The sequence below is a fragment of the Pseudarthrobacter sp. R1 genome (assembly GCF_024494415.1).
Lineage (GTDB): Bacteria > Actinomycetota > Actinomycetes > Actinomycetales > Micrococcaceae > Arthrobacter.
This window is the reverse complement of record NZ_JAMKFI010000007.1, coordinates 214480-231761: the sequence shown is the minus strand read 5'-3', so window position 1 is coordinate 231761 and position 17282 is coordinate 214480. Positions and strand designations below refer to the sequence as shown.

The 17282-nt window shown below is 61.8% G+C and carries 14 protein-coding genes and 1 pseudogene; 5 read left to right on the top strand and 10 right to left on the bottom strand.

Translation table 11 applies throughout. The annotated features are described in order from the left end of the window. Nucleotides 1–49 precede the first annotated feature (49 nt). Genes M8J71_RS08925 through M8J71_RS08915 form a run of 3 tightly spaced genes read left to right on the top strand, consistent with a single transcriptional unit; the run spans nt 50 to nt 1733 of the window. Nucleotides 50–265: a hypothetical protein gene (locus tag M8J71_RS08925; protein WP_256247554.1), complete on the top strand. Its 216-nt coding sequence runs from the start codon at nt 50–52 to the stop codon at nt 263–265. Continuing rightward, the gene (locus M8J71_RS08920) at nt 262–1398 is read left to right on the top strand and encodes a baeRF2 domain-containing protein (RefSeq protein WP_256247553.1); all 1137 of its coding nucleotides are present in this window, start codon (nt 262–264) and stop codon (nt 1396–1398) included. The genes M8J71_RS08925 and M8J71_RS08920 overlap by 4 nt, the downstream gene beginning before the upstream one ends. Before the next feature lie 32 nt (nt 1399–1430). Continuing rightward, complete coding sequence (locus M8J71_RS08915) at nt 1431–1733, top strand: hypothetical protein (protein ID WP_256247552.1); 303 nt, start codon at nt 1431–1433, stop codon at nt 1731–1733. Between the two features lie 69 nt (nt 1734–1802). Here M8J71_RS08915 and M8J71_RS08910 read toward each other — a convergent pair whose 3' ends face one another. From M8J71_RS08910 to M8J71_RS08870, 8 genes and pseudogenes are all read right to left on the bottom strand, one after another. Next, nucleotides 1803–2333, bottom strand: a complete 531-nt coding sequence (locus M8J71_RS08910; RefSeq protein ID WP_256247551.1) for a MarR family winged helix-turn-helix transcriptional regulator — start codon at nt 2331–2333, stop codon at nt 1803–1805. 612 nt (nt 2334–2945) lie between these two features. After that, a pseudogene (locus tag M8J71_RS08900) lies at nt 2946–3374 on the bottom strand (glutamine--fructose-6-phosphate transaminase (isomerizing)); the annotation flags it as partial. A gap of 133 nt (nt 3375–3507) precedes the next feature. Continuing rightward, complete coding sequence (locus M8J71_RS08895; protein WP_256247550.1) at nt 3508–5208, bottom strand: endo-1,4-beta-xylanase; 1701 nt, start codon at nt 5206–5208, stop codon at nt 3508–3510. A 37-nt stretch (nt 5209–5245) separates the two neighbouring features. Continuing rightward, entirely contained in the window at nt 5246–7033 is a 1788-nt protein-coding gene (locus M8J71_RS08890) for a polysaccharide deacetylase family protein (protein WP_256247549.1), read from the bottom strand. 56 nt (nt 7034–7089) lie between these two features. Continuing rightward, on the bottom strand, nt 7090–8901 hold the full coding sequence (locus M8J71_RS08885; RefSeq protein WP_256247548.1) for a polysaccharide deacetylase family protein: 1812 nt from the start codon (nt 8899–8901) through the stop codon (nt 7090–7092). Continuing rightward, nucleotides 8894–10231 (bottom strand): glycosyltransferase family 2 protein, encoded by a 1338-nt coding sequence (locus M8J71_RS08880; RefSeq protein ID WP_256247547.1) that lies wholly within the window; start codon nt 10229–10231, stop codon nt 8894–8896. The genes M8J71_RS08885 and M8J71_RS08880 overlap by 8 nt, the downstream gene beginning before the upstream one ends. Nucleotides 10232–10233: 2 nt before the next feature. Then, entirely contained in the window at nt 10234–10638 is a 405-nt protein-coding gene (locus M8J71_RS08875; protein WP_256247546.1) for a hypothetical protein, read from the bottom strand. Nucleotides 10639–12639: 2001 nt separating this feature from the next. After that, nucleotides 12640–12885 carry a hypothetical protein gene (locus tag M8J71_RS08870; protein ID WP_256247545.1) on the bottom strand — a complete coding sequence of 82 codons (246 nt, stop codon included), beginning with the start codon at nt 12883–12885 and terminating at the stop codon, nt 12640–12642. Nucleotides 12886–13292: 407 nt separating this feature from the next. On the opposite strand from M8J71_RS08870, the gene M8J71_RS08865 reads away from it, so the two are divergent. Next, the gene (locus M8J71_RS08865) at nt 13293–13430 is read left to right on the top strand and encodes a hypothetical protein (protein WP_256247544.1); all 138 of its coding nucleotides are present in this window, start codon (nt 13293–13295) and stop codon (nt 13428–13430) included. Nucleotides 13431–14036: 606 nt separating this feature from the next. On the opposite strand, the gene M8J71_RS08860 is transcribed toward M8J71_RS08865, so the two are convergent. Next, nucleotides 14037–14771: an NADPH-dependent F420 reductase gene (locus tag M8J71_RS08860; RefSeq protein WP_256247543.1), complete on the bottom strand. Its 735-nt coding sequence runs from the start codon at nt 14769–14771 to the stop codon at nt 14037–14039. 378 nt (nt 14772–15149) lie between these two features. On the opposite strand from M8J71_RS08860, the gene M8J71_RS08855 reads away from it, so the two are divergent. Further along, the gene (locus tag M8J71_RS08855; protein ID WP_256247542.1) at nt 15150–16646 is read left to right on the top strand and encodes a DHA2 family efflux MFS transporter permease subunit; all 1497 of its coding nucleotides are present in this window, start codon (nt 15150–15152) and stop codon (nt 16644–16646) included. 136 nt (nt 16647–16782) lie between these two features. Here M8J71_RS08855 and M8J71_RS08850 read toward each other — a convergent pair whose 3' ends face one another. After that, a complete protein-coding gene (locus M8J71_RS08850) occupies nt 16783–17175 on the bottom strand; it encodes a MerR family transcriptional regulator (protein WP_256247541.1) in 393 nt (130 codons plus the stop codon). Nucleotides 17176–17282: the final 107 nt, after the last annotated feature.

The following is a 17282-nucleotide window of genomic DNA, read 5'->3' as shown; positions in this document are numbered from 1 at the left end:
CGAACTAGTAAGCCTGTGATACTAAATTCACGGAGCGAAGGAGATCGTCATGGCTGAACGCGGCAATACCAAACACGGTCCCAACGTGGACGACCAGATGAAACACGAAGCCCAGGGCGTGGTCCACGGAATCCAACCGCCCCACGCGGAGGAATGGCGCGAAACCGAGCCTTTCCCCGACGATACGGATCCTGCTGAGGTCCAGGAAGCCCTTAATCCTGTAGCCTCCCCGGACTCCATCAGCGATGAGGAGGACGAACAGTGACCGGCAGCCTGAAGGAATACGCGGAGCTGTACCGGCTGGGCGGGCCCTGGTGTACGGCATACGTGGATGCCGGAACCGGCACAGTTGACACCCTGGAAGCAGCCGACGTCAGGCCCGGAAATATCCGGGCCGCGCTCGAAGCCGCTGGCGCATCCCCGGCAGACCTCGATGCCATGGAACAGGCACTGCAGCCCGAAGTGGGGGTTCCTTCCCCGGTTTCGAGGTTCGTCCTGGTGCACCAGGGCAAGGCGGAGCTCAACGAGGTCCTGCCGGGAGACCGGGCAGGGGCGGAACGGATTTCGGTGGATCCGATCCCTGACCTGCTCCCGCTTGTCAAGCACCGTCCCGAGGAATTCCCGTATGTTGTTGCCGAAGTGAGCCGCGAACACGGCGAGATCCGGCTGCACTACGCCGGGGCAGGCACTCCTGCCAGCACCCAGGAGGTGCAGGGAGAAAGTGAGCATGTCAGCAAGTTCCAGGGCGGCGGCTGGGCCCACCTCCGTTTCCAGCACCACACCGAGGATGTGTGGCGCCGCAACGCAGACCAGGTGGCCGAAGAGATTGACCGGGTGGTGAGCAGCAGCGGCGCCCGGCTGGTGGTTCTCGCAGGAGATATCCACGCCCGCAGACTGGTCCAGGAGCAACTTTCCAAGGCCAGCCAGGCGCTTGTGTCAATGATCGACTCCCATACTCATACAGCGGGCGCGGACAGCGCCCTCCTTGAGGACCAGGTCAACCAGCGGGTGGCGGAACAATGGGCTGCCGAGCAGCAGGAGATCATGGAGCGCCTGGCCATGCAGGAGGGCCAGGCCAACCCGGAGTCCGCCACCGGAATCGGCGCTGTGGTGCACGCGCTGCAGCAGGCACAGGTTGAGGTGCTGATCTTGGACGAGGCAGCCCTTTCCGAGCGGACGCTGCTCGCACTCGACGCGGAGCCCTGGGTTGCCACCGCGGAGGAGGAGTCCCTTGGAGCGAACTTCCTGGGCAAGGTTCCCGCTCCGGCGGCACTGCTGCGGGCTGCGGCCCTGACCGACTCGCGGGTCCTGCTGGTCCCCGGCCCTGTCCTGCCGGATGGCGTGGACGTGGCCGCCCTGCTCCGTTGGCCCACCGGCCCGGCGGTGCCGGCGTCCTGAACCAACCACCACAAGCGACAGGAAGGTGAATCATGGCAACTTCGAATGAGGACCAGGACCGTGCGCCCGGTGGCGCCATCATCCCGGAAGGAGACGCGCTGCCGAATCCCACCCGGACGGGCCACGGCAAGATGCCGGAAAACATAGATGACGACGTGTACGAGGCAGCGGCCGAACAGGAGCGGGTGGCGGCGGGGCTTGCCGACTATGCGCCCAGTGACGTGCCGCCGGCTTCCGATCCATTGCCGCCTGAAGCATCAGAGGCTGCGGATTTCGCCCAGCGGGGCCTGCTGGAGGACAACGACGCCACCGGGAACCAGGAGAACAACAAGTAGACCGCCACGGACAAGAGGGGCAAGGCCATGCGGCCCTGCCCCTCTTGCTGTGTCATCACTGTCCTGGCATCACTGGTGCGGCTGGTCCAGCCCGCGCAGCCCGCTGCCGCGGCCGCCATGGGGACGGCGCATGTTCCTGTGCTCAGGAGCAAGGAACGGAACCACCTCGGGATCCCGGGTAGCCGGCAAAGCCCGAATGAACTTCGAAAGTTCCTCGTGCAGGACCTTCCACGCGATGTTGGGATCGTCGGGATAGGCATCGCTTTCTGCCTGCCGTGCCGCATCCAGCGCAGCCTTGCCGGCTTCTGTCAGCTCGACCTTAAACTGCCGGCGGTCTGCCGACTGCCGGGTCCTGCTGATATGCCCTGATGCTTCCAGCCTGGTAAGTACCCGGCCCAGGGTCTGGCTCTGCACACGGACCACTTCCGCAAGCTGCTCCTGGTTCAAGGGCCCGGCAGCCAGCCCTTCCAGTGCAATCACCGCGGCGCGGGTCAGTCCAAGGGGCGCCAGAGCATCATCCTGACGCCTTTGGACCAGCCGCGCCGCCAGCGTAATAAGGCGGTAGCTGTTCCGTGCATCCGGATCGAGGTTGCTGGTCATCGGCCGCGGCCTTCCTGTAGGTGGCGAAGTGCGGGTGTCCTCACCCCTTCATGCGTCGCTACCTACCTACAATAAGCATGCTTAGCATCCTATTCGCAAGTAGGCTTACTATTCAGCGCCAAAACATCGCTGCACCCCTCGGGCAAACACCTCTCAGCGAAACGTCCACCAACACACCCCCTTGCAAAGCAAATGGGAAGTGTGCTTAGTATCTAAGTAGTAACCATGCTTACTAACTACAGCCAGCACTGCTGGTTCTTGATCGCCAGCTGACCCTTCTTTCGAAAGAGAGCATGATGACAGAGAACCAATGGCCCCAGACGCCCAACCCCGCCATCCCGGACCCTTACGGCGCCTCAGAAGTTGGTGCTGAAGACACCTTCACTACCTCAGGCACACCGGATTCCGGCGCCAACTCCAAGAAGCAGGCAGCCAAGGAAGAGGCTTCGAACGTGGCCGGCCAGGCCGCCACCGCAGCCCAGGGAGTGGCCCAGACGGCGAAGGAAGAAGCCGCCCACGTCGCTTCCGAGGCGAAGTCCAGCGCGCAGGACCTGCTGTCCCAGGCAAAATCAGGGCTTTCCAGCCAGGCCGGCACCCAGCAGCAGAAGGCGGCCCCAGCAGCGCCGCGGCCACCTCGGTGTCCGTCTCGGACAGGAACGTTACGCCCTTATCCAGCAGCTCAAGCTTCAGCTCGGCGAAGTTTTCGATGATGCCGTTGTGGATCACGGCGAGCTTGCCGTCATCGGCCAGGTGCGGGTGCGCGTTCCGGTCCGTCGGCCCGCCGTGGGTCGCCCAACGCGTGTGGCCGATACCAGTGACGGTCTCCGGCAGCGGACGGGCCTCCAGCTCGGCAATCAGGTTGCTCAGCTTCCCCGAATTCTTCCGCGACTCAATCAAACCCTGGGACACCACGGCGACCCCTGCGGAGTCATAGCCCCGGTACTCGAGGCGGCGCAGTCCCTCAAGGACAACATCCAGCGCACTGTGACCGTTAATTGCACCGTCAACCAGACGGCCCACATACCCCGTGATTCCACACATAAAAAGTCTCCTGAACTAGGATCTTGGCTAATTTCCTGTGCCCTGTAAGGCACTTCCAACAGCCTCCCCCGTCCGGATTGGATTGTGGCAGAAGCGGTGGTTCGAGGGCAGGGCGGTCAATAGCCCCGTGCCGTCAGCCGCCCATGGCACGCTTCACCGCGTCGTATGCGGGAGTGGGCCGGCCGTTGTTGAACAGGTGGTCGTGGCCCTGCCGCAGGTTGCCGCCGTCGTCGATCCACCAGTCGTAGCGGTCGTCCACTCCCCAGGTGGTGTAGGAGACGCAAGTGGGCGAGTGGAGGCAGGTGGCCAGCACGGTGGCGTACTGCTTCGCCTGAGCGTCCGTCCCCTGGCCGTCCGTGACGTCATTTTCCGAGATGCGGACATACAGCCCGGCGTCACCGAAGCGGTTAAGCGTGCGGGTGAGTTGTTCAGCGGAGATGGCGTCCGTCTCGAGGTCGTAAACGTGGGCCTGTAGGCCGGCTCCGTAGATGTGCCCGCCCTTGGCGTTGGTGTCCCGGATGAGCTGGAGCAGGGCGTCCTGGCGCCGTCCCGGCACGTCGGCCCCGTTTTCATTGATGTACTGCTTGACCTGCGGATCGGCGGCGTAAACCGCTTTGGAAATGATGGCCGGATAGTCCGGACCGAAGACGCGGTACCAGGTGTTCTGCTGCATGCTGGTCCCCTGGTTCACGTCGAACGGCTCGTTGACGACGTCCAGCGATGCCAGCCGCCCCTTGAAGTGCATCGTTACGGTGGTGACGTAGTCCAGCAGCACGTCGGCGCTGGCCCGACGCTCCTGATCGGAGTCTGCAGGGAGCTCCTGCATCCAGCGGGGCATGGCCTCGGTGAAGGCAATGGTATGGCCATGTACCACCATGCCTTTGGCTTGGGCCATGGCCAGGATCGCATCGGCTTCCTCGAACGTGTACACCCCCTGCTGCGGGGAAAGGAATTGCGGCTTCATAGCGTTTTCCGGGGTAAGGGCACCGAAGTTCTCGACGAACTGCCGCGCGTAGTCCCCGTCACCGGTGAGGGGGCCCAGGGCCACGGCCGCTCCGACCAGGAAGTCCGGGCGGATCCTGGCAGCCAGAGTCTGCAGCCCGTCGGCTGACCGCTTCACGCCCGAGGCGGCAGCACCGGAGGTTTGCAGGCCCGCGCTTCCCGGTGCAACCGCCTTCAGAGAGGTGATTTGAAAGTCTCCGGAATCACTGGAGAAGCCAAGCCACAGGGCCCCTGACGAGAACACCTTGCCGAAAGGCAGTGAGGAAAGCGCGTCGCTGCCGCTGCTGACCGTGAGCGTATCGCCCAAGCGGTGTACCGTGAGCGCGGCGCCCGGGTCCTTCACTGTTTGGTGCTCCTCGTGCACCGGCACCGGCTTGGTGACGTCCTTCTTCTGAGTTCCGTCAAATACTGCGATGTTCAGGTCATTGCCTTGGAGGGTCAGCCGGAGGCCTGGCGGTTCGACGCGGAACTCGTCCGCGATGACCGGTGGCCGGTCATAGACAGCCCAGGACGCGTCCGCGGTCACATTCGCGAACGTTGCGCTGAGCGAAAACTCCCCGCCGACCACCAAGTGGGTACCGGCCAGGTTGAGCGGCGGGTTCGGCTGGCCGCCCTCCCCGCTCTGCTCCACAATTCGTCTGGCGGTGGGAGTGACATGAAGGCCGTCGCTGCCCATCCGAATCCCGGGAACTTCCCGCCAGTCCCCCTGCAGCAGGTCAACCGTCTTTTCTGGCTTAGGAGCAGAACAGCTGTACAGGATGCCCAGCATAAGAAGGACCACGAGAAGGGCGGACGCCATTCCCAGCACCCGTGATTGCCGTCGTTCCGCCATCCCGTCTCCTCTTCCCCGTCGTCAGGACCTGGTGCTGTTAGGACTTGGTCCAGCGGACGTCGTCGAAGTATCCCTGCAGCCCTGAATTGCCCTGGACGATGACCTGCAGGCTTGCCTTGGCCACGGAACTGGTGCTCGGCGAATACGTGAGATCGACGTTGGTCACGCCAGCAGCCGATGCCCCGAGCTTCCACTGCCCGGAGATCCACTGCCCCGCGGCGTTGTATTCGTCAATGTAGAAGCCCATCTCGCCGCTGGTCCGCGCCGTAATGTTGAGGTAGCTGGCGATTTTGTAGGTCCCGGGTGTAACAGCGACCTGAGGGGAGAACAGGTGTCTGTTCGCCGTGGTAGCCGTCAGTTTTACCGAATTCACTGGGTTGGCCGGGCTTCCGCGGTTGGCGCCGTCTGCCTGGATGGTGGACGCCGAGTCAGTCGTCCAGCCCGAGCTGATGCCGGCATCGAACGCGCCGTTGGCGACGAGGTTGACGGATGCCGGCGGGGTCGACCCGGCGGCAAGCGCCAGCATCTGAACATTATCCAGATACGCTGTGACGCCTGTTCCTGTGACATAGACCTGCAGGCTCGCCGACGCCACGTTGGTGGAGCTCGGGGTGTAGCTGAAGTTCATGGACTCTACCCAGCGGCTGTTCTCCCGCTTGCGGAACTGCCCGGAAATCCATTGCCCGGCGGCGTTGTACTCGTCGACGTAGAACCCGACCTCACCGGAAGAGATTGCCGCGACGTTGAGGAAGGACTTGAACAGGTAGTTAGTCCCTGCCGTGACCGGCACCTTCGGCGAGAACAGGTGGCCAGCGGCTGAACCGGAGACTATTTTCACCGACCTGGCGGAGTCGGGGTAGCTCCCGTTATTCCCGATGTCAGCAGTAATGGTGGAAGGGACATCCGTGCGCCAGCCGTCGGCAATCCCATTGTTGAACGTCGGATTGGCGAGCAGGTTGGGGCTGCCGTTCACGAGGCCTTTGCTGATGTTGACGTTCCTGATTTGGCCGGCCGCCACTTTGCTCTGCACGTAGGCGGCCAGCTGGTCGAGCTCGGCCGTACCGTACTGGTAGTCGTCTGGGTTCTGGCTCGGCGAGGGCCGGATGTCGTGGAACGTGAACACAGCCCACGTCTTGTTCGCAATTGCCTCGTCCACCTTTGCCTTCAGGGTAGCGACGGGTGTGGTTCGCTCCTGCACGGGGATGTTACGGATCAGGTAGTCACCGAGCGGCCAGGGGTTGTTGCCGGTGTCGGCGAAGCCACGCATGGAGCTGTAGTACTTGGCTATCTGGGCGAGTGCCGACATGTCGTAGTCACCGTAGGGCGGTGCGAATGCGGTGGCGTTGAAGCCCTGTGCCGCCAGTGTTGCCTTGCTGTTGGTTAGCTCGGCATCGACTTGGGCTGCCGTCAGCTTGGTGGCCTGGCAGTCGTTGCCCACGCTGACAAGGCATTGGTGGTTCACGGTGTGGGAGCCGATTTCCCAGCCGTAGGTGTTCTGCAGCTGCGTGATCTGGTCCCATGTCATGTAGGGCACATCGGTGTTGGCGCGGCAGGTATTGGGCACGGTGGTCATGCCGACGCAGTTGGTATTGACGTAGCTGGTTCCGGTGAGCCCGTATTTCTTGAGGGTTGGGGCGGCCTGCGTCAGGGCATTCTGCATACCGTCGTCGAAAGTGAAGGACACCAGCGGGGCTGGTGCGGGGTTGTCCACGGCGGCGTTGGCGGCCGCCGGAGTCAACAGTGTGGCAGCGACAGCCCACACCGCCACCCCGATGGTCAGGAGCCTGGCGCGATGCCAGGTTAATCTTGCTCTTGTATTGATCATGACTTTTTCCATTTCTCGGGGTGGCGGACGCGCCTCGGCGCACCGCACGGTGGTGGTCAGGGGCCCTGCAGCTGCTCGAATGCCTGGGCGACCGGTTGGACTTGGATGCCGCTTTCGTCGATGAGCTGCAGCTGGGTGGCGAGGACGTCGCTGGTGATGGTGCTCCTGTCCGCCGCAATGGTGTTTTTCACTGTGCCCGACGAGTCTGGGGCAGCGACTTGGTGGTAAACGAGGATGAGCCAGCCGTTGGATCTGGAGGTCTCAGCGAGAGCCTCCTTCAACGTGTCCGGCGTCGTCTGGTCAGTCACGTAGAGGACCTTCAGGTCGCGCACGTCAAGGTTCTGCCTGGTATTGATTCCATCGTCCGTGCCGCGCACAAGCCGGAAATACTTGTTCGCGTACCAGTCCACTTGGGCGTCGGAGCGCCCGTATGGGGCTGCCAGGCCATCGATAGGAAGGCCGGCGGCCGCCAGGGACTCCTCGCTCCTGCGCAACTCGTCGTCCAGCCGGTCCCTGCCGACAGAGGTAAGGTCCACGTGCTGGTAGCTGTGGGCGGCGATTTCGTGTCCGGCCTGGTGCATCTGCTGGACCTCCGCCGCGGTGAGGAAGTTGGCCGTTTCGATGGAGCTGGGGTTGACATACTGGGTGGACCGGAAGCCATGCTTGTCCAGCAAGGGCAGGGCGCGGTCGTACACGGACTGCCAGCCGTCGTCGAATGTGAGCGAGACCATGGGCTGGCTCCAGCGCAGCGGACCCGGTTTGGTGATGTCGGTGAGCGAATAGTCGCGGACGCCCGTGATGCCGTTTCCGTGTGAAATCAGGGTGACCATGGCGGTGGTCGCCCCGTCCGGGACCTGGAACGCTCCGGTGAGGGTGGTCCACTCCCCCGCCGGCGGCACGGTCTCCAGGTTCTGGAACCTGCGCCCGCCGCCCGCGAGCTCAAATTCGGCCACGACATCAACCTCGAGGTCCGACTTGTAGGCCGCGCCGAACCTGAAGTAGCGGTCCGGAGCCGCCGGAACGGGCTGGTACTGCCATTTCGCTTCGCCGTCCTGGTAGTTCCCGATGCGGGTCCAGAGGAAGCTGCCGCGGCTGTCCTCACCGCGCCCGGACTCAACCGTTGCCGTCCCCGAAGAGTACGGCGACCAGAATGCCGGCTGGCCGGGCTGGATACCGGCGAAGCCGGGATTTGGGATCAGGTTGGGTCCCGCCGGTGCGGCTGGCGGCACCTGGACATCGTCCGCTGGCTCCAGGTATGTGCCCTCCACACTGATGGTGCCCGCGGAATAGAGGCGGAAGACGTACTCCACCGCGGTGACACTTTCGCCGCTGTTGAACGCGTCGCTCACCGTGAAGGCCGACGTGCCTGGCCGTTCCAGTGGGTTCCGCAGCTGCTCCAGGCTGGAGCTGCCGTCCTTGTGGTGCTTCCTAACGAGTAGCCTGAAATCCGCATTCGCGGTGGCGAACGCCTTGAAGAAATAGGTCTTGCCGGTAGCGACATCCACCCGCGGGCTGGTGAGCGTGACATCGCCCGTGGCGTACTGGGTGATATCAAGTTTCAGAGCCTGTCCGCCCATTTGCCCAGCCACCAGCCCCAAGGAAGTCTCCGCATCCCCGCTGTGCGCGGCAGTCCAGCCGCCGGAAGAAGCCAGTGACGATCCGGCCGACGGCGACGGGCCGGGTGTCGCCGGAGGTCCCACTATGGCGGGAAAGAGCGCGGGCAGCAGGTTGGCCCCGGGCCTCGCGTGGGCGAAGCTGCCCAACCTTCCGGTGTACGCCATCCATCCGGCGCTCATCAGGAGGACCAGGACGGTGATGATGACGAGTGGATTGAGCAATACCCGGCGGACTCCCCGGAGCTTAGCCATGACTTATCACCGCCGCGCTGCCTGTCCGCTGCGGAGACTTCCAGGTGTTGATCTCGGGACGCCGGACCAGGCCTCGCGCCCGCGTGATGCAGCGGACTGCGGCCACCAGCTGCACCAGGTCCATGATGTAGAACAAAAAGTAGGCTGTCGGCGCGTACATGCACAGCCTCGTTTGTTCCCGCCGTGAAAGGTTTTCATCCATCAGGATCGTCAGCAGCGTGTAGGCAGTGATGGTGGCGTAGGCACCGATGATCAGGGCAGGGGTGTAGGTGGCCAGCGACCAGTAGATGGCGTACGTCCAGGCCAGGGGCGAGACGAGCAGGGTGAACTCGCTCAGCAGGGCCATGGGCATCCGGTAATAGGTCAAGGTGCGGCTGTAGCGTCGGCTGGAGTTCAAGGTCATGGCGCGGTACTTGATGAGGTTCTGGATGCTTCCGTACTTCCACCTGTAGCGCTGCTTGGCCAGCGCGCGAAACGTAAGCACCCCCTCTGTCTTGGCCACGATGTCGGCGCCGTAGACCAGGCGGAAGCGGCGGTTACCCAGGTTCGTGATCTTCGCGCTGAGGCCGATGTCCTCCGTCAGCGTGTCCGTGTCGTAGAAGTCGACCTTGCGCAGCACGCGCATCCGGTACGTGGACGCCACACCGCCCACTACAAACTCACAATTCAGCAGCGAGTACAGCTTTTTGGACCGGTAGCCGATCATGTGTTCAAAGCGCTGCAGGATGCCCAGTGCCGTAGTCTGCTCCATGATCTGCACGTTGGCTGCGACACCCGCGACGTGCGGGTCCTCGAAATAGCTGAGCGCATTCTTGATGGCGTCCCGCCTGATGATGGAATCCGCGTCGAGCGTCATGACGAACTGTCCGCGTGCATGCCGTCGAAGCGCTGCATTGAGCGCAGCACCTTTGCCAACATTCTTTTTCATTCTCACGATGCGCAGGTCCATTTCCGGATGACGCAGTTGATAATCACGGACCAGCCGCCCGGTGAGGTCACCGGAGGCATCGTCAGCGACTAGGACCTCGAAGGAACGGTAGGTACTCCGCCGGATCGATTCGAGGGTCCGCACGATCACGGCTTCCTCGTTGTGAGCCGCGATCACCACGGTCACCAGCCCTGGTACCTCGGGGAACCCTTTGCGGGTCCAGGTGGCCGTCACCGCACACTCAGGCTGGTACGCGGCGGGGAGCCGGACGCCCTTCATGCCCTTTCGCCGCTGCTGCCAAACGTCGTAGAAGTTGGCACCCGCCAGGTAGAGGCCGAAGTGCACGACATAAAGGATGCTGACGCCCGCGAAGAGCCAAAAGACCAAGAGGGCGAAGTCCATGGTTATGCCCCCGTCGAGTTGCCAGCGAGCCCGCGTACCTGCCCGGCGGACCGGTTCTCCAGGTGCACCTTGTGCATAGCAAGGCCTGAAACTGTCGCACCCGCGACCTCGGTCTGCCGTCTGGTGGGCTGCAGGGCCCCACCGAGAGGGGCGTTCCTACCGGCGTCGGCCCTTGTTGTTGCGGACTGAGCCTTAGGGGACCCGACCGCGGGGATCTTGGCTGGAGTTGCGCGCGTAGTGTCCCGATAAATCCAAATACCCACGAAGCGGACGATCATGGTGAGGACCACCAGAACCCAAAGCACCAAGCTGAGCTGAGCGATAAAGCCAACAAAGCCGTCGAACATCGCCCCGTCGCGGCCGAAGGTCACCTGGGCAGACACAGTGACATTTTCGAAGTGCCTCACCGGATAGGCCCCTTTGCTGAACAAACGGCACTGGACAGGTTCTGTTCTGCTGTCCTCGACCACGCGGCACTTAGCCGCGTGGCGCCGACAACGCGCAACGAAGAGTCCCACGATTGATGTCGCGTGGTTGCCACGGCGCCGGCGGAACGAGGGCGGGCGGTTTGGTGATGTTTGGACATTGAAAGCTGGATCATCGCAGTCTCCCTGCCTAAAACGAATGTTAGTTGTCGCCCTTTTTGGAAGCAGCTTCCAATTCAGGGGAACGTAGCCAATAACGGCAAAACGGTTTATGGGTGGACGTGAAGCTTTGATGGTGAAGTTTAGGAACGTGAACGCCGGCTTCGACAACCACCGGAGCGGGTTGGCCGCTGACTTTTGGTACTTCGTATGCAACACCAGCAATAAGGTCACGCGAGTCAAGCCACAAGAAGTGACTCGACGCTTCAACCATAAAGGGCGCCGGAACGAAAAACATGAGTAGTAAGTACTCAAAAAAGAAATTAGGGACTACCTGCTAATCACGCTTAATTTTCACGCGAAACCGTCCCCTTTCCAAAAGTTATCCCTTTGTTCATCAAGAGATAGTTTGCCTCATCTTGCAATGGAGGTATTTGCGGATATGGTTCTGTGGCCGCTCGTCCATCGATAGGGCATGGCTTCGTTGTGCAGACAAAGCCGTGATCAAAAAAGTCGTGGTGGCAGTGCTACCGGGATTAAAGGCCAGAGCTACTAAAGAAACACCCCAAGATGTCAGGCAAACATCATCCGCAGGACACGTGGAGGCCACCGTAGGCCTGCAAAACTCAGGAAGGGATCCGTCGAATGTGGAGGAACAAGTATGGCCAGCGATGACGGCATCATCGTCTCCTGCCACGAGCACTCCCCAGGAGAGGCAATTGACGCGTTCTTTCATGACACCTTAGTTTCAGGGGACCAGTGAGGGGCAGTGCGCCTGGCCTGGCCTGTTATGGATCCTGACACAGTGACAGGAGCGCGGCGGCTTCCCGCTATTTCCGCATCCACGATCGCCACGGCGATGCCGTGAAGTGGTCTCGGTAAGGCGCACCTACTAGTGCCGGATCAAACGCAGTTTCTGCGAAACGTGTCCCTACTTCATCACTACTGTGAAACGGAAATAGGGAGGATGCGGGCCAGAAAGGATCTTACCGTTTTAGGTCTTCATCATCTGCGCTTTTTATCCCAAGATGCCTTCAATGAAAAAGAGAACCCCACCGATCGTCTCATTATTGGCAGCAACAGCCTGCCCTTCTAAATGGCGCCAACTTTCTTAAGTCAGCTTGGTGATCGCGATATTTAAGCTGGACTGTGTCAGATTCGACCGACAAGCCAAGGATTCGCCACCTTTTGAAATTCGCGTTAACCCTCTGCCGAGGGGGACGTTCTGCTACTGCTGACGGCATTGCGGACAAAGGACATGCTTTTCGTAGTTCCGTAATCAGGTGAATCCCGCCCAGTCGTTTTTGGTGTCCTTTATCGTGGTGTTTTTGGCTTCGCGCCATTGTCGCATCGGTGGCAACGAGGACTTAAATTTCATTCTGACGGCGGCAGCTGGTGCGCCAAGCCAATTCACTTCGCTTGCGCGACCCTTTCCTTGAAGGCAGCGTCGACCAGGAAACCTGTGGCGACCAAGGTCCCGACCTGTTGACCCAACCGGGGGCCTGCAGCTTCTCAGTGGCCTCATCAGTCGCGAAGACGGAGCTGAGCCTGTCCCGGACCCGGTCCGAAAGTGTGAACTCTTCGCTTCCTCCCAGAATGACGCTTCCGTGCAGGGCTGTTGGCAGGTGATGCTGCACCAACTGGTGTAGAGGCCGAAAAGGGGGTCCGGTTCAATAGTGGTGCCTGACTAAGGGTCAAAAGCGGTCGCGTCCCGGAGGAACACATCAAACAGGTCATCTGCCACGAGAAGCTCGTTTCAATGGCTGCCGGTGCTGGAGTGCGTCCGCAACCGGGGCCTACACGCCGGTTTAGGGAGAACGGGCGCTAATAACCTGGTAGCCCGACAAGGACTTCTCGATGGTGCGTGGGCAAGCGCACAATCTCGAGTTCGGAGGTGTCGAGAAGGCGGCGGCTCCCTGTCAACGTGTCCAGGATCCATAATAAATCCTGGTCCGGGGCGACGTCGGTGATCGGCCCACGATGGACCAGAACGCTCCCATGAAACGCTTCGATGGCGTCCCCCGGCTTAAGCTGGTCGTAGGAGCCAATGATGTCGCGATTTCTGACCATTTCAGGTCCTTTCCATTTCGGAGGGCTCCCCCTAGTCACAGTCTGCCGTCCGAAGGTTGCGCTGAGATGTCTTTCGGGTGATTTTCAGCTGACCCTTACTGTCTCATTCGGGACGGCTCCCGGGTTTGACGGAGGCCTCCCATGCCGACGGCCTATTCCATATTCGGACCAGCTCGAGCCGATTTCCTTTCAGCGGGCCGGAAGTCAGTAGCGGCCGTAAGACAGAGCTCGGCCTCGGCCTTGCTATAAGTCAGCACCGTCTTTTCGTTCTTTCATAGCGGACCGGCTTCGTTGTCCACGGCGTCAGCTCTATCTAGCCCCTGCTCGATGACTCAAAATGGACCCGCACGGGGTGTCCCACAGAGGCGACGCGAAACGTCCCGTGAGAGGTCAGCAGGATCCGTCAGTTGACATCGGCCAGCAAGATCATCTTCGAGGGCATCGGCGAGGTTTCCGGCCTCGATGTCGTCTCCACCGAACACCCGTTGCGGGAGTTGGTGCTGCGTGACGTGCGCAGCTGGCCCCAACCGACAACCCGTGGCTGATTCAGGCCGAGAAGATCACTGTCGAGGGTCGCCCAACGTTATGAAGTGGGTCAACGAAGCTCTGCTGCATCGGCCCGACGGCTGGGACCAGCGCTGGGGTTCGGCCAGAACCGGTCGCCCTAGACTCACGCCGCGCTGAACGCGCTCCGAACCGGTTTTCGCCTCGCTGGTCACCCGAAGATGTCAGGTGGGGTTTACCCAACCTGACATCGGAAAGTGGTTCTCTCCTTCACCGTGAAGTAGAACATGCGACTGCCGCCCACAGCCGGGGACAGTTCTCATAGGTTATCTACCGCTAACGCTGCCACAGAGCTACCCCAACGGCTCCCAATCGCAGCCGTGGATAACCTGAATTTTCCCCAAGCCATGGACGAACGAGAGTCCCACCAGTTCCGGCAACAGGATCAGCAGGCAGGGGCGTTCCCTTCCGAGCCAGCCTCACAGAATTTTTGTTCTCGGCGTTTAAAGCCGAAGTTTCCACCTCGATCACACGACGGCAGGATCGGGCGATTTGGTAGTCGACGTCCTGCCAAAGGTTTGTTTTTTGAGACGAACCCGAACGGGCCGGAATCCTACCGTTACTTGTTGTAGCCCCGTGAGTTTCCTCTAGGCGTAGGTGGTCCGGTTGATGGTGACGACGTCGTCGGTGGTGAGGGAGTCGAACTTCTGGCCGATGGTGGCCATGGCTTGATCACGCCGGCTGGGCAGGAGGTCCTTGTCCGCGCGGGCCAGGGCGTCTGGCAACTCGTCACGGGTGAGCTCGGTGCAGTAGGCGGGCGCTCCGGGCTGCTGTCGCCAGGAATCAGCAAGACGGCCAGCGTAGATGGCGTCAAACCCAGTGTCCTCCACCAAGCTCATCGCGATCTGCTGATCTGCCTCGTGGTCGGCTGCCACGGGGATGGCGAGACGGCCTACTTGTCCTGCTGCGACCCCTTTGGCTTGGAAGGTCTGGGAGAGAATCGCGTTCCAGGCTTTCGTGACAGGGCGGCCGATCTGCTCCGCTACCCAGATGCTTTCAACCTGTCCCTCATCGAGGGCTTGTACGTGCCCGTCCCGGAGAGGGTAATAGTTTGACGTGTCGATGATGATGGCACCCCTGGGAAGATCTGCGACAAGGGGTTTGATTGCCGGCATGGCGCTGAGCGGGATCGAAGTGATGAGGACTTCAATGTTGTGCCTAACGGTGGCCGCTTCCACTGCGGTCGCGCCTGTCACGAGGACATCGGAGTTTATTGTTTCCGGTCCCCGCGAGTTGGCCACCTTGACTTCGTGGCCTGCTGCAGCGAGTTTAAGGGCCAATGCGGAACCAATTGAGCCTGCGCCGAGAATGCCGATTTTCATGAATAGCCTTCCTTGGAGAGTGAATGAGCATTCTAAGTGTCAAACCTTCCAACAGTGTCAAGGTCAAGTAGAGACACCAAAAGCGCCGCCCTCCGGGTAGTGCAGTTCGTCACATCAGCTCCGTGAACTTGACCTTCTCATAGGTGGCAAGGTTGCACGATGATCTGGTGAGTTTCCCATTCCTGCCTTTGTCACGCCAGCACCTTCCCGGGTGGGGTGCCTGTGCGGTGTCCAGTCTGTCCGCGTCTCGCGGAGATCTCTTTCGCCCCGGCGCCCCCTATCGACCCTCATTCACACCGGAGACGCATCACTGGCTTCCGGTATCCAGTCGTGCTACTGAACCCCGTCTCCAAACCATCCCTCTATCAGGAGAGCCCTATGCCGGCACCTAGTCCGAACCAGTCCACAATAGAAACCCTTCCCTCAGGGTCGGCCGTCGGCGCCCCTGCGGTTTCGTCCAATGACCGGTTGGCGCCGGGTAGCGCGATAATCATCGGGCTACTGATGGTCTCGGCCTTCGTGGTCATGCTGAACGAGATGATGCTCGGCGTCGCCCTGCCGACGCTGATCACCGATCTGGACATCAGCCCGACGACCGGTCAGTGGCTGACGACGGGGTACCTGCTGACCCTGGCCGTGCTCATTCCTGCCACGGGCTTCGTGATGCGCAGGTTCAACACCCGAGCAATCTTCCTGGGTTCCATGACGCTGTTCCTGATTGGAACGGTCATCGCCGCGGTCGCCCCGGGCTTCGGTGTGCTCTTCACCGGCCGGATCATTCAGGCCGTAGGTACTGCGGTGTTCGTGCCCCTGCTGATCACGACGACCATGCGCCTGGTTCCGGCGTCCCGGCAGGGCAGGATGATGGCCCTCGTCACGGCGGTTCCCGCCATCGCGCCGGCCGTCGGCCCCGCAGCCTCCGGGCTGGTCCTGTCCCAGCTTTCCTGGCGGTGGCTGTTCATCCTCATGCTGCCGATCATCGTAGCGACACTGATCCTCGGCGCAGCGAAGCTCAGGAACGTCACAGTCCCCGAGCGGGTCACCCTGGACGTGCTCTCCTTGCTGTTGTCCGTCGTCGGGTTCGGCGGGCTGGTCTTCGGGCTGGCATCCATCGGCGAATCGGTCTCCGGCCACGCACCCGTCGCCCCCTACATCCCCATCCTGATCGGCCTGATCGGCGTCGCGGCGTTCGTCCACCGTCAGATCCGGTTGCAGCGCAACGGGAACCCTTTCCTGGACATGCGGATCTTCCAGACGCGCGCTTATGTCCTGCCCACGATCGTGATGGTCTTCGTCGCGATGAACGGCTTCGGCGTCGTCCTCGTCCTGCCCCTCATCCTGACGGCCGTCCTCGGACTGGACACCCTGCAGATGGGACTGTTCCTCTTCCCCGGCGGAGCGATGATCGCGATAGTCTCCGCACTCGGCGGACGCATCTACGACAAGGTCGGACCGAAGCCCCTGGCGATTCCCGGCTCGATCGTCTGGGCGGCGGCCATCTGGTTCCTGACCACCATCGATGAGAACACCAGCGTCTGGCTGGCCCTGGGCACGTACCTGGTGATCACCGGAACACAGGCACTGATGTGGGCTCCGATGACTACCTCAGCCCTCGGCTCACTGCCGGCCGAGCTGTACGCGCACGGCACCGCAGCGTTTTCCACCGTCCAGCAGCTGGCCGGAGCTGCGGGAGGCGCGATCCTCATCTCCGCCTTCACCATCGGAGCGAACGCCACCCAGACAGGCGCCCTCAGCCCTTCTCAGAGCATCGACGCCGGACGTGCCGCCTTTACCGTCGCCGCGATCCTCGCCCTCGGCGCAGTCATCGGCACCCTGTTCGTTAGCAAAGCCCCTACCGCGGCCGACAACACCTGAAGTCTGGTCCGAGCGACGATAACGGGGGCATGGCTCGGGTTGAGGTCGCATGAGTAGCGAAGGAGTGGAGGTCAGAAGCGGGACTCTTCCGGCCTCCACCTTGAGACACCCGGGGCCGGAAAACGATGCCCGGTGGCTAGCTGGCACGTGCGGTCTGGCGTGACGAGCTCATGGCATTATCAATGGCCTCGATGTACCGGGTGATCGAGTCCCGGTTCTGGATGAGGACGTCGATCTTTTGCGACATGCGGTCCCGCTCCGTCACCAGCTGCTCCCGCAACCCGGGCTCGGCGTTCTTCACAACGATGGTCTGCGGCTGGTCCAGGCACGGCAGGATGTTCGAGATGATCCGCGTCGGGATCCCGGAATCGACCAGCCCTCGGATCTTCTTCACCCGATCGACCAGGTAGTCGTCATAGGTCCGGTACCCGTTCTCCAGACGACGAGGAGAAATCAAGCCCTGCTCCTCGTAGTACCGCAGCATCCGGGCAGGAACCTCCGTCTTCTTCGCCAACTCACCAATCCGCATAAACCCTCTCCATCACTTGTCCGGCAAACTTGACCTTCACATTAGTGGCAACGTTGGAACTGGACAAGTCACCCGGTACCACCAGCTCATCCGGAAGGACCGGGGCA

Excerpts from the sequence above, each read along its gene's own strand:
- M8J71_RS08925 (WP_256247554.1), top strand. The coding sequence starts at position 50 with ATGGCTGAACGCGGCAATACCAAACACGGTCCCAACGTGGACGACCAG.
- M8J71_RS08915 (WP_256247552.1), top strand. The coding sequence starts at position 1,431 with ATGGCAACTTCGAATGAGGACCAGGACCGTGCGCCCGGTGGCGCCATC.
- M8J71_RS08910 (WP_256247551.1), bottom strand. The coding sequence starts at position 2,333 with ATGACCAGCAACCTCGATCCGGATGCACGGAACAGCTACCGCCTTATT.
- M8J71_RS08895 (WP_256247550.1), bottom strand. The coding sequence starts at position 5,208 with ATGGCGGAACGACGGCAATCACGGGTGCTGGGAATGGCGTCCGCCCTT.
- M8J71_RS08890 (WP_256247549.1), bottom strand. The coding sequence starts at position 7,033 with ATGATCAATACAAGAGCAAGATTAACCTGGCATCGCGCCAGGCTCCTG.
- M8J71_RS08885 (WP_256247548.1), bottom strand. The coding sequence starts at position 8,901 with ATGGCTAAGCTCCGGGGAGTCCGCCGGGTATTGCTCAATCCACTCGTC.
- M8J71_RS08880 (WP_256247547.1), bottom strand. The coding sequence starts at position 10,231 with ATGGACTTCGCCCTCTTGGTCTTTTGGCTCTTCGCGGGCGTCAGCATC.
- M8J71_RS08870 (WP_256247545.1), bottom strand. The coding sequence starts at position 12,885 with ATGGTCAGAAATCGCGACATCATTGGCTCCTACGACCAGCTTAAGCCG.
- M8J71_RS08860 (WP_256247543.1), bottom strand. The coding sequence starts at position 14,771 with ATGAAAATCGGCATTCTCGGCGCAGGCTCAATTGGTTCCGCATTGGCC.
- M8J71_RS08855 (WP_256247542.1), top strand. The coding sequence starts at position 15,150 with ATGCCGGCACCTAGTCCGAACCAGTCCACAATAGAAACCCTTCCCTCA.
- M8J71_RS08850 (WP_256247541.1), bottom strand. The coding sequence starts at position 17,175 with ATGCGGATTGGTGAGTTGGCGAAGAAGACGGAGGTTCCTGCCCGGATG.